This window comes from Phaeodactylibacter xiamenensis, from assembly GCF_965229835.1.
GTDB lineage: Bacteria > Bacteroidota > Bacteroidia > Chitinophagales > Saprospiraceae > Phaeodactylibacter > Phaeodactylibacter xiamenensis.
Map to the genome: position 1 here is coordinate 3,118,585 of NZ_OZ245931.1, position 11,706 is coordinate 3,130,290.

Consider the following 11,706-nt stretch of genomic DNA (forward strand, 5'->3'; position numbering starts at 1 on the left):
TGACCAAAACGATGAACCGCAGATCCTTTTCCCGGAAAGCCCTGGCCCTTCCCCTGCTTGCGGGCAGCCCCCATTTTACGGCCCCGCGCACCAAGCGTATATTCCCCAAACGCCTGCGCCCGGGCGATACCATCGGGTTCATTACCCCCGGCAGCTACATTAGTGACGAATCGCTGGACAAGGCGGTTTCCAATATGCTTCAGCTTGGGCTGAAAGTAAAAATGGGCAAAAACATCCGCGCGAAGCACGGCTTTGTAGCCGGCACCGATCAGCAACGCCTGGATGACCTGCATATGATGTTCTCCGACCGCTCCGTTGATGCCGTATGGTGTGCCCGTGGCGGCTATGGCTGTACCCGCCTGCTGCCCAAGATTGACTACGGGCTCATCCGCAAAAACCCAAAAATCCTGATTGGCTACAGCGACATCACCGCCCTGCTCAATGCCATTTACCACAAGACGGGTCTGGTGACCTTCCATGGCCCGGTGGGCGCTTCCGAATTTTCGGCCTACACCGAAGCACAGGTGCGAGCCGTACTGATGTACGGGACAGCCCCCTACTCTATCCCCTTATCCGAAGGCAACGAAGCTTCCGATGATCCGCTTTATCAGCCGGAGGTCATCCGCAAAGGGCAGGCAGAAGGCGTGCTGATGGGCGGCAATCTGTCCTTGCTGTCGGCTATGGCAGGCACCGGGTATTTACCTGACCCAACCGGTGCTATTGTGTTTATGGAAGATGTTGGGGAGGCGCCCTACCGGGTGGACCGCATGCTCACCCAGCTACGGCAGGCCTGGCCGCTAAAAGCTGCTAATGGAATAGCGCTTGGCGTTTTTGCCGACTGCGCCAAAGCGGAAGGCAGTGATTCCCTGACCTTGTCCGAAACCCTGAAGGAACAACTACGGCCTACTGCCACCCCAACCGCTTATGGTTTTCCATTTGGCCATATTGACCATCAGTGCACTTTCCCGGTGGGCGTACGAGCACGGATAGATGCATCGGAGCGGTCCATCATTTTACTGGAAGCGGGCGTGCGGTAAGCACAAGAAAGACCTGATAAAAAATACTTATGCTTAGTTTAGAAGACTTTGAATTTTCCGTTTCCTCACATATCAAAGAAAGAGGATGGACCTATTTCCACCACGGTGCTGTGAAGGACCTGCAGCAGATTGGGGAAGGGCACTGGCATGCCATTGTATTTGGAAGTGCAGAATATGAGGTATCGGTTCAAATGACAGGTACGAACATTGATGCTATGCACTGCGACTGCCCCTATGACTATGGGCCGGTATGCAAGCATCAGGTAGCCATGTTGTATGGCATCAAAGCTGCTTTGGATGCGGGAACTGAAAACTCGCCGCGAGCTGCCCTGAACGCCTCAGACCAACTGGAACGTATAACCAATGAAGAACTCCGCGCATTTGTAAAACACCTGATTGAGCAAGACTGGGAATTCAAAAACCGCTTCATGCTGTACTTTGCGGACTCAGGCCGTGCTACCGACATCCGGACGAATTATAAGAAAGCTGTACGCAAATTAATAGGCAATCAGGTCAGCAACCGGAAGGAGTACCGAGACCTGGCGGAGCTACTCCTCAAAGTAAAGACCGATATTGTAAACAGCCAGCCGGCAATCGAAGAACTGGCATCCAGGCTGTTAGCCCGTTACCCCAGGAGGCCAGCCATGAAAGCGGAGCTGAGCACGATCTTCAAAAAAGGCTGACAAATAAGGCTGCACCATGACCATCGATCACGTAGATTCAAGTAACTCAAACACCGTATATTGAATTGAGAAAAAACACAACCTTATGTTTTCCTATATCCCCAACAACATACACTTCCGTACATCAGCGTATATCGTGTGTGCCTTTTTCTTATGCATTCTAAGCCTTCCTGCACAGGATGCCGGGCCGGCGAAAAAAACCACCAACAACGTATGGGGATACACGGTTGGCCAACCGCTGGGGCAGGTCACGGCAACGGCTACTACTGACACAGCAAGCTTCAATCAGGGGCTCCTTTCAGACCCGGCTGAACTGCTACAGGGGCAATTACCGGGCGTTCAGATTTACAACCGGGGCGGCAACCCTAATGCATTGCCGCTCTTTCGGATCAGAGGATTGTCTTCCTACTCACAGCAGCAGCCTTTGCTGGTGATAGATGGTATTGCGGGAGCTTCCTGGTATAGCCTTGATCCGGAGGATATTGCCTCCGTGACGGTGCTTCGGGATGGAGCGGCACAAGCGCTTTACGGCATACGTGCATCCAATGGTGTCATCCTGGTGCAGACCAGGGGCAGCGCATTCCGGCAGGATACTCTTACTGTAAATTATACCGGGCAGCTAGCGTTATCCACCCCCTATGAGGGCTTCCCGAGCATGGATGCGGCTGCTTTCCGGCAAGCCGGGCACTGGGATTTCGGCAGCTCTACCAACTGGTTAGACGAAGTGCAACGCGATGGCAGCAGTCAGGCACACAGCTTGTCGGTCAGCGGGTTAAAAAAAGGGACTCAATTCCGCGTGGGCGGGCACTTCCGGAATATCGGAGGAGTGCTACAGCGTTCCGGCTTCGAACAAGCCAACCTGCGCGCTTACCTCAACCGGTCTTTCCTGAAGGATGCCCTGGATGTCAAAGTCAATGCGGCCTATACCAACCGCAACAGCCAACTGGGATTCCCGGAAGCCTTCCGCTACGCAGCTGCCTTCAATCCGACAATCCCGCTCGACGCCGCCAACGCTCCCTTCCCTTACGATACGGACCTGTTTGGGGGCTATTTTGAAACGCCCGGGCTATTTGATTCCTTCAACCCTAAAGCTATCGTGGAACAGAACTCAAATATGGGATTAGTTGAAGTCCTGCAAGCCTCCGCCCTTGCGCAATACCGGTTCAGCGACCGCTTGTCGGTGCAAGCCCGCTATGCCTGTCAGAATCAATTCAATAACCAACGGGCCTTCTACAGCCCTCAGTCCCAATTTCGCGGCAGCGCCTACAGCCCCTACGAGGAAAGGCGCGGGCGGGCCGACCTGACCGATGAAAGTGCTGCGCTATCGCTTTACGAAGTCTTTGTGCATTACCAGCAACACACCGATAAGTTGGCACTGCGCCTCACCGGTGGAACGTCATACTCCAATACCGCACATACTTTTGACCAATTGCAGCTCTTCGGATTCACAGATACCGGCCTGTTGTCTAACAAGGAAATCAGCGGCTACGGAGACTGGGCGGAGGGCACCTACCGCTCGGATACGGTCAGTAGTGGCTGGTCAGAGAAAGTATCCGCATTCTTCGGGCAGATGCACCTGACGGTAAAGGACCGCCTGCACACTTATGCCTCGTTACGTTACGAAGGGTCGAGCAAGCTGGGCAACGACAACAACTGGGGGTTGTTCCCGGCAGTAGGGGCTGGATACGAACTGATTAACAACCCTGCCTCATCAGGCCTGGAACAACTCCTGGTACGCGCCAGCTTTGGCGTTACCGGCGCCCTGCCAGACGAAGCGGGCTTGTCGCAACAACGCATTCGGACTACGGCCTATCCTAATGGTTTTGTAGACACCACCGTTATTCATGCCGCCAACCCTGATTTGGGCTGGGAGCAAAAGCAGGAATTCAATATCGGGCTGACCCTGCGGGCCGGCAAGCTAAGGGCCCAAATCGACTGGTATACCCGGACGGTCAGCGACTGGATCAGCGGCAACTTTGTTTTTAACACCCCATACACTAATCAAAACGCTTTTCGAACGACTGGGCTGGACCTCAGCCTGCAGCTTACCCTTTGGGAGCGCCCCGGCTTTGCCTACAGCACAGGCTTGCAAGGTACCACCTACCGGTCTGTATACCAGGAAACAGGCGCTGAATCCGCTTCCCTCCTCGTTGTACCCGGCAATATTTACGGTACACCTGTTGTCGTAATGCAGAATGGCGGACAGCTGGGCGAGCTGGCAGGCCCTCAGTTCACAGGAACCGTTGATGCAGAAGGCGCTCCGGTTTTTGAAGATTTGAACGGCGATGGGGCAATCAACCGGCAGCCTGATTGGTTTGGGCAGCCGGAAAGTGACCTGACAGAATTAGGCAACGGGCTGCCCGCCCTGGACTGGGGGTGGTCCCACCGGATAAAATGGAGAAGCTGGGAGGCCCGGGCCCTGCTACGAGGTGCTTTGGGGCATAGCTTGGCTAACATGCACCGGTTGCGCTTTGAGCCCCGCCCCTCAGACGGCAGAAGTGCCTACAACTTATTCCAAAGTAACCAAGTCCTGGAAAACCTGAATGCCTATCAGTTTTCCTCCTATTACGTGGAGCGAGCGGACTTTATCAAGCTTGACCACTTTCAACTAGCTAAAACTTTTAGGTCTAAAACAGGCAAGCAGGCACTTCACCTTAGGCTGTCGCTGACTGCGCGCAACATTCTACTCGCCTCCCGCTACTCCGGAATAGACCCCGAGCCGGTACTGGAAGACCCGGGAACGACCATTTTTGGCGGCACCTTATCGCCGGAACAACGTACACCTCTGGTAGCAGGCGTTGACCGGTTGGATTATTACCTGCCTGCCCGGCAATTTGTTATTGGGCTGGAAGCGGCGTTCTAGACGAAAGCTAACCCCACATTTGCCCCACCTGCATAAGTGCCAGGAGCAGGAATAATCCACTCAGCCCGGCATTCAGCCTTTGGTAGAAAGCTGGTCCGGTTTGTTCAATACGACGGGCGGCCAGGATGTAGAGCGACAGCATGGCGAAGGCACCTACCGCCGTTCCCGCAACGTAGAAAAACCGGTAAGGCGATGCAAAGATGAGTAAATCCCGCGCCCGCAATACGGTAGTCAGCGCGAACATGCCCGGGATGTTAACCAGATTGAATAAGGAAACAAAAAAGCCTTTCAGCAACGGCTGCCCCTTCTGCTCACTCGCCTGAATCGTTTGCTTCCGCAAAGCCTGCAGGCCAAAAAAAGCACTTAACGCCAGAAACAGCAGTATGGCCCCCTGCCGCAGATAGCTGAGGTAGGCCGGTTCGCGGGCCAGCAGCCCGGCAAAGACAATGGCGATATAGGCATGGATAAACACAGCGACTGAAGCACCGAGGTTAAAGCGCCAGGCTGCACGGGCACCCCGCCGCAGGTATTCGCGGGCAGCCGTTACGTTTACCATACCGGGCAGCAGCATGGCAAGCATGGTCACCACACAACCCAATAAGCTATGGTTCAGGTAGGTCATGAGGGGCAAAGGTAGGGAAAAAGGGCAAGGGCTGCGTTTCGCTGATAGCTTCCGTACCCATTTTCGTTCTAAGCCTCTCCAAGGCTGATCAGAGGATAGTCGAAGGTGGAGAAAAGCTTATGAGAGCAATCGTTGTTTTCCTGCTTTAGAAACAGGCAGGACGGCTTGATCTATTGTAATGACCCATCCTCCGGCGGCCTTCTTATCTTTTCCAGCCGGCTCAGGGGGGCTGCCACCGTCTTTAATGTAGTTTTTCAGGTGCAGCCGGTTTACGAGGTGGCTTTGATGGATACGGCAGAAAGCGTGCCCTTTCAGCAGTTCCTGCTCAACCGTTTTCAGGGTTTTCGAGCAAAGGATGGGGTTCTTCTGCGTTTTCAGGTAGAAAAGCGTTTGGTTGCCTTTTTCCGTAGCTGCCTGGCACCGGATAATATCTGCGGCTTTGACAAAAGAGCAGCCTTCCATGGTAGGCACTGAAACCTGTGGCGATGGTACTTCCGGGTTTTGGTATACCGTTTTTATTTCACTCAACAAGGCATTTGAAACCAAGGGTAGTTGCCGCTCTTCAATAATGCTCATAGCCTTGACCAGCCGCCTGGGATCAATAGGCTTGACGAGAAAGTCGATAGGGTAGACCTCAAAAGCCCGCATGGCATGCATATCGTGCTGGGTGGTAAAAATCACATCGAAAGCCCGTTCCGGCAATTGTTCCAAGAGTTCAAAACCTGCTACTGGAGTCTCCATTTGGATATCCAGAAAAACCAAATCTGGCTTGTGCATTTTTATAGATTCCAGCCCTTCTTCGGCTGAGCGGCAGGTGTCGCAAATTTCTACCTTGGGGCAGTTGCGTTGCAACAAGATCAATAAACTGCTTAAGTGCAGTTTGTTGTCATCTATAAGTATCGTCTTAATCGTATCGGGCATGGAAAAGCTGAGTTTCAATTGCTATAAAGTTCATAATATGACCATTCCTGGCAAGCATAGTTAAGCAAAAATGAGAATTTGTCTATTTTACTGAGAATTTGGCACCTCCTCCAATAAAAATGGACACTAAAAACCCTGTTCGTCATTCAATTTTTACGAAAATGCATTTGCTGGTCTTAGCAAATGTGTTCTTTTGGGTATCCTTTGCCATTTTTGACATCCTTTCTTCAGGTGGTGCTCTGGGGGGCTATTACAGTGCGCTCACCGTCCGGTTTTTCTTGCATGCTTTTTTGTTCTCTGTGCTGGTCTACCCTAATTTGTACTATCTATATCCCAGGTTTTTTTCAAGGGGCAGGTACCTTACGTACATCTTACTGATCATTGCGCTCATCGTGGTAGTGAATTACCTACGGATCAGGCTGGATTACTTTTTGCTTACTTCCGAAAGCGCCAAAACATTGCTTGGCGATATCTACAATCAGGGGGCTGCCCAAAAAGCCAAGACAAGCTTGATCAATGCCGGTTTATTCTCTCTAAAATACGGTTTCCTGCCGCCTTACTACCTAGGGATGACCATAGGTACAGTAGGCGTCTTTTTCATTACGTCCCCTATTCGCTTAATAGAAAGTTGGTTCAATCAAAAAGAGCTGGAATTACAGTTGCTCCGAAACGAATTGAAGCAAAAACAAAATGCCATCCGTATCCGGGAGGAAAAGCTGAAATTCCTTAAAGCACAGACAGACCCCCATTTTCTCATCAATGCCATAAGTGGGGTTTATCATTTGGCTCTCGTAGAAAGTAAACGTGTAGACCATGCCCTACTACGCCTTTCTGAATTGATGGGGTACTTATTGGGCTATGGTAAAGAAGATGTGATTGCATTAAGGCATGAAATCGCGTTTGTGGAAAACTATCTCGACTTTAATACCACAATTTACCAAGATGAATTTGAGGTTACATTTCAACACAGTGCCACTCCGGAGCAAATGCAAACTATCGTTATCCCCCCTATGCTGTTGCAGCCTTTTTTTGAAAACGCCTTTAAATACGGCAGTTACAGTCCAGGAAAGGCATTGGTCAATGCCTCATTGGAGATCCGGGAAACGTATATACGGTTCAACATTGAAAACACTTATGCCCCCTCCAGGTCAGGTGCGGATAAACCTATTTCCTATGGTATTGGCATCAGAAATGTACAGGAACGCCTGAAGCTTTTCCTGCCTGACCAGCATACCCTGCACGTTTCGGCAGAAGGCGGGCGCTTTAAAGTGGAGCTGGTACTCTTTATACATACAGCAGCTACTGAGATGCTTCCTTTGACGAGGGACAAGAATTAGCATTGGTCAATTTTTCCAGATTCTCCCCTATTGTTCCAAATTCTCAATTGTCGTTCTACCCCAGCAGGATTGCCCATTACTTTGTCAGCGAGTTCAAGATTTACACTAGACCAAAATTTAACCTTTATGCAATCCTCAAAGCACCTCATTCAATTCACTTGCCTGGGAGCCTTTATCTTATTTTTGGGTATGGGACTTTCGGCTCAAAACAACGTAGCACTCAACAAGCGTGCCACCCAATCCAGTAACTACACCAGCAGCTCCGGCCAACCTTCAAAAGCCGTGGACGGCAATACGGATGGCCGCTGGCAGAGCGGCTCGGTCACCCATACCCAGGGGGGCGGCTCAAACAACCCCTGGTGGACCGTTGATCTGGGCGAAGTGCACGACATTAGAAAAATCCGGGTTTGGAACCGCACTGACTGTTGTAAGGAACGCTTAGATAACTTCGTGATATTGGTCAAAAACACCGCTCAGGAATCTTGGAGAGGCTTCATCTCAGGCTCCCAGCGCAATACAGGCACCAACCCGCTTACCTTTGAAGGCCAAGCTGAAGGCCGCTATGTAATGATACAGTTAAGAAACCCAAAGGGCATCCTTTCTCTGGCCGAGGTGGAAGTCTACGGCTTGCCCTACCTGGAATCTGTCGATACTCCAAACGGCAGTAGCATTACGGTAAGCAATGAATATAAGCCTGCCACAAAGGGAGGCCAGGTTGGCTGCGGCAACGGCACCTTCTACGACCCGATTGACGGCGGTACTTGCTGGACGTGCCCGCAGGGATACAAGCGTACGGTATTTTCTGTAAAGAGTGACAAAGCCTGCGAGCGTGCCGGCGGAGAGAAGCTAGTCCGCGCTACCCGTCACGGGCGCGGTGGTGGCTTAATAGGTACGGACTGCCCTGGCGGACAGTTTTTAGACCCCAATGGCTACTGCTACAGCTGCCCGCAGGGCTACAACCGCACAGCCTATCCGGTCACTTCTGACAAAGCCTGCTCACAGCGCGTGCCAGCTGATTACCAAAATGCCCAGCTGGTCAATAGTGCTAAAACCTGTGGATCTGGCTACTTCTTTGACATAGGTACCAATAGATGCTGGAGCTGTCCGGAGGGATATAAGCGCACGGTGTTTTCTGTAAACGGAGACAAAGCTTGTGAAAAGATTTCGGTGAGCACGAATTAGAAATAGAACAACCAGAGCGGAGCAAGGCTTTACTGCTGTATTGCCTTCCTCCTCTTCCTTTTTGGGAGCCAGAGTATGGCGTCACGCTTAACTACCTCACCACAAAAGCCACCTTGTACAAAAGAGTGCCGCCCCCGATCTTAAACGGAGACGGCACTCTTTTTACCATCCATTCAGAAACAAACGCTGATTAACGCTTGATGAACTTCAAGGTCTGCTGTCCTTCTGCAACCTGTACGCGGATCAGGTAGGTTCCGGCTACCAGACTGGAAACGTCGATGTTATTGTTATTTGCCTGTCCCATCAGTACGGTCTGTCCTGTGATTGTTGCAACCTCATAGGCTTGTACGGTAGAATTGCTCTCAATCAGGAGCAAATCAGTCGCAGGGTTAGGAAACACGCGGATGTTGTTCTCCTGCTCAACCAGGCCATCAACGGATACGGCCATATCACTGATTACGATGCTGCCCAGAGCCGCTTCGTTAGCAGGATTAGCATTTCTGCCGGTCACACTGAAACCACACTGAATAAGCAAACCAGCAGCCAGCTGATCTCCAGAAATGGTTACTGTGAACATACCGCTTTCCGGCATATCCATGATCCCCGCACCTCCGAGTGCATCTGAAAAATTGTTATTTGGATCGAGCGCCTTGATGAAATACCTCACTTCGTAAGACTCATCCATGGTGTTGGACACCACAGCACCTGAAAAAGTTAAATCTTCGCCATTAAAGCTTGCACCCGGCTCAATGAAAGTGGAAGCCTCCATCACTTTCGCACCTTCGCCCGTTGCAGGGTCAATCCAGTATGCATCACCGGGGTTATCAGCGTAGGTATTAAAATTAGGCTGCAGGGTAACTGTATTGGCATCCGTGTCCAGAACGGTTTTCAAATCTGCAATGCCCCATTCAGAGCCAAATTCGTATCCTCCTCCCAAATTGAAAACATTCATAAAGCCTTTCCACTCGGCCGAAGCGCTTACCTCAATTGTATTTTGCCCAAAGAGCGCAGGGAGGATAAACAAGCTCAATACAATACTTGTAAAAATTGATCTCATAATTTCTAAACTTTTAGTTGATTAAAACAAAGAAAAGCCCCTGAATATCCAGGTGGCGGTATCTGTATTCTGTTCCCGCATCAAACGCACAGAATGAACTAAACATCTGCACGTCCTGATGCCTGAATGGAACGCAGCTGGCGAAATTAGGTTTTACTGCACGGTTTTTAGCTATTTATAACCACAACAAAAACTCAACTATACCACGACACGACCACAACAAACCATTCAAAATGGCCTTTATTCATATTAATGGTTCTGACGATGGTAATCGCTACTACTCAAACATGATCTCTCACGCCAAGTTACTAAAGCTTGAAGAATCGTATCCAATGGTTGAAGGCTCCTTACTATTCCCTATCCACCAATGCCCATCTCCTGATTTTGGTCATAGGTGCTGTGAAGGGGCTGGAACACCTTAATGCTTTACGGCTCCCTGATCACCTCACTCAGCAGCGCCCGCGTCTCATCGGTGTGCGCAGCACTACTGAGCCTGACCAGCAGATCAAAGATTCGATAGCCCCCTTCCTTTACTTCGCCCGACATCGTCCCCTCACGACGGGAAGGCTTCTCAGGACTTTAGTTTTTGAAGGATGCCGGATTATTGGTTTGGAGGTTCATTTTATTTATTCAGGTTCCAGCCTGAATCCGAGTTCCTATATAGGGCCTACCCTGAAAATCCCTTTCAGAGTCCCTGATCAGAACAAAATTTGGCTGCTGCGGTCTTATTATCCAGCCTAATCCGAGATTTTTTTGCGAGGTTGCATCTTATTGAGGGCTGAATCTTAGCTTTTGGCTGCTTTGCCAGGTCAGAGCCCAAGAGATTGAGGGTATCCTCAGGCTGCTTCCTTAGGATGCGAGATAGCTTGACCGTCCTCCCTGGCTTAATCATATAGTCGCCCTAAGCTGCGCGTGCTTTCCTGATGCGGCTGAGCCTTTTATGCTTGCGCCTTGCCACCTTCATCGCATTAGCGGTCATCATCCCAAAGAAGATCCAGGTTTTTAATCCTGATATATGAAGTATCATCAGAGCTATTTCGGTATGCTCATTGCGAGCCTTGATCTTGCGCAAGCCGTAGTGTTTTTTGTCGTTGCCATAGCTTCCTTCCAGTTCTGCAAACCTCGCTTTGCCAAGCTCCGCCCGCTGTTGGTCTTCTTCCATGCGCAGCTGTGCATCCAATGTGCGCCGGCCTTTAGGCTTGAAGTTTGTGCGAATGCCTTCATCCGAGCAGTACGAGCGGTTGTCGTTCGTGGCGCATATCGCCTCTGCTGCCAGTTTGTCCAACCGCTTAGCGCACAAGTGCAGCAGCTGCCAGCGGCGCCGGCGCTCCAGCTCATAGGGCTTGCGCCGACGGCTCGAATAATCCATTTGCTTTTTGCGCTGTTCGTTATACTTGCTGCGCGGGCGGGACTGCCCTAACTCTTTTAATATCAGCACAATGCGCTCATGCAGCCACTTAGCGCTCTGCCACAGCAGTTATAGAACCGAGGAGCTCCATGGTCCCAGCTTACCCTGCGAGTGGGCATTACCAAGAAGCATCTCACATCCATTTTGTTCGCTGATACCAAAACGGCGAGCAGCTCTTGACCCTAACAATATCCGGGATTATCGCCGGACGATCGAGATAAAGCATCAACAATTACCGCCATTTTGCCCATAAGCTCCATCAGGCGGTATTGCTTTTCCCTTTGAAAATTCAGGGTCTCTAGCAGCCTGTCGGAGAGGCGCTCAATGGTCTGCGAACGGCAAATATTATTCTGCACTTCGTTGCTCATCAGTCACGTAGCTCAGGCTATGTTCCTTCTTCGTGCCTTGTTCAGAACAATATTTGCTCGCTCTCGCCGCATCAGCACATCTCCGACAGGCTGCTAGTGTCTAAAGAAAAAGCGAAAGGACTCCTCGTATCAGCCGGGAGTACCAAGGTGTATTTAGGCTGAGAATGTGAAAATATTTGTTTCAAAAGTACTATTAAATTTAAGGGGACTGACAGAGATCAAGTGAAC

The 11,706-nt window shown here is 50.8% G+C and carries 9 protein-coding genes; 5 read left to right on the forward strand and 4 right to left on the reverse strand.

Annotated elements, in window-relative coordinates:
* Window positions 1-11: 11 nt before the first annotated feature.
* The 3 genes from ACO08I_RS11490 (at window position 12) to ACO08I_RS11500 (ending at window position 4,583) form a co-directional block, all read left to right on the forward strand.
* Window positions 12-1,037, forward strand: coding sequence for a S66 peptidase family protein (locus ACO08I_RS11490; RefSeq protein WP_421949372.1), 1,026 nt, complete (start codon window positions 12-14; stop codon window positions 1,035-1,037).
* A gap of 29 nt (window positions 1,038-1,066) precedes the next feature.
* Entirely contained in the window at window positions 1,067-1,720 is a 654-nt protein-coding gene (locus ACO08I_RS11495) for an SWIM zinc finger family protein (protein ID WP_421949373.1), read from the forward strand.
* Window positions 1,721-1,805: 85 nt separating this feature from the next.
* The gene (locus ACO08I_RS11500; RefSeq protein WP_421949374.1) at window positions 1,806-4,583 is read left to right on the forward strand and encodes a TonB-dependent receptor domain-containing protein; all 2,778 of its coding nucleotides are present in this window, start codon (window positions 1,806-1,808) and stop codon (window positions 4,581-4,583) included.
* A gap of 7 nt (window positions 4,584-4,590) precedes the next feature.
* Here ACO08I_RS11500 and ACO08I_RS11505 read toward each other — a convergent pair whose 3' ends face one another.
* Complete coding sequence (locus tag ACO08I_RS11505) at window positions 4,591-5,205, reverse strand: hypothetical protein (protein ID WP_282777257.1); 615 nt, start codon at window positions 5,203-5,205, stop codon at window positions 4,591-4,593.
* A 117-nt stretch (window positions 5,206-5,322) separates the two neighbouring features.
* Entirely contained in the window at window positions 5,323-6,126 is an 804-nt protein-coding gene (locus ACO08I_RS11510; RefSeq protein ID WP_421949375.1) for a LytR/AlgR family response regulator transcription factor, read from the reverse strand.
* 161 nt (window positions 6,127-6,287) lie between these two features.
* Here ACO08I_RS11510 and ACO08I_RS11515 point away from each other — a divergent pair, with 161 nt between their 5' ends.
* Both ACO08I_RS11515 and ACO08I_RS11520 read left to right on the forward strand, forming a co-directional pair.
* The gene (locus tag ACO08I_RS11515; protein ID WP_421949376.1) at window positions 6,288-7,463 is read left to right on the forward strand and encodes a sensor histidine kinase; all 1,176 of its coding nucleotides are present in this window, start codon (window positions 6,288-6,290) and stop codon (window positions 7,461-7,463) included.
* A 126-nt stretch (window positions 7,464-7,589) separates the two neighbouring features.
* Window positions 7,590-8,645: a discoidin domain-containing protein gene (locus tag ACO08I_RS11520; protein ID WP_421949377.1), complete on the forward strand. Its 1,056-nt coding sequence runs from the start codon at window positions 7,590-7,592 to the stop codon at window positions 8,643-8,645.
* Between the two features lie 190 nt (window positions 8,646-8,835).
* Here ACO08I_RS11520 and ACO08I_RS11525 read toward each other — a convergent pair whose 3' ends face one another.
* Together ACO08I_RS11525 and ACO08I_RS11530 are read right to left on the reverse strand one after the other, a co-directional pair.
* The gene (locus ACO08I_RS11525) at window positions 8,836-9,702 is read right to left on the reverse strand and encodes a T9SS type A sorting domain-containing protein (protein WP_421949378.1); all 867 of its coding nucleotides are present in this window, start codon (window positions 9,700-9,702) and stop codon (window positions 8,836-8,838) included.
* A gap of 901 nt (window positions 9,703-10,603) precedes the next feature.
* On the reverse strand, window positions 10,604-11,071 hold the full coding sequence (locus tag ACO08I_RS11530) for a hypothetical protein (protein ID WP_421949379.1): 468 nt from the start codon (window positions 11,069-11,071) through the stop codon (window positions 10,604-10,606).
* Window positions 11,072-11,706 lie beyond the last annotated feature (635 nt).

Coding starts and splice junctions, on each gene's coding strand:
- ACO08I_RS11490 (WP_421949372.1), top strand. CDS start 12: ATGAACCGCAGATCCTTTTCCCGGAAAGCCCTGGCCCTTCCCCTGCTT.
- ACO08I_RS11495 (WP_421949373.1), top strand. CDS start 1,067: ATGCTTAGTTTAGAAGACTTTGAATTTTCCGTTTCCTCACATATCAAA.
- ACO08I_RS11500 (WP_421949374.1), top strand. CDS start 1,806: ATGTTTTCCTATATCCCCAACAACATACACTTCCGTACATCAGCGTAT.
- ACO08I_RS11505 (WP_282777257.1), bottom strand. CDS start 5,205: ATGACCTACCTGAACCATAGCTTATTGGGTTGTGTGGTGACCATGCTT.
- ACO08I_RS11510 (WP_421949375.1), bottom strand. CDS start 6,126: ATGCCCGATACGATTAAGACGATACTTATAGATGACAACAAACTGCAC.
- ACO08I_RS11515 (WP_421949376.1), top strand. CDS start 6,288: ATGCATTTGCTGGTCTTAGCAAATGTGTTCTTTTGGGTATCCTTTGCC.
- ACO08I_RS11520 (WP_421949377.1), top strand. CDS start 7,590: ATGCAATCCTCAAAGCACCTCATTCAATTCACTTGCCTGGGAGCCTTT.
- ACO08I_RS11525 (WP_421949378.1), bottom strand. CDS start 9,702: ATGAGATCAATTTTTACAAGTATTGTATTGAGCTTGTTTATCCTCCCT.
- ACO08I_RS11530 (WP_421949379.1), bottom strand. CDS start 11,071: ATGGATTATTCGAGCCGTCGGCGCAAGCCCTATGAGCTGGAGCGCCGG.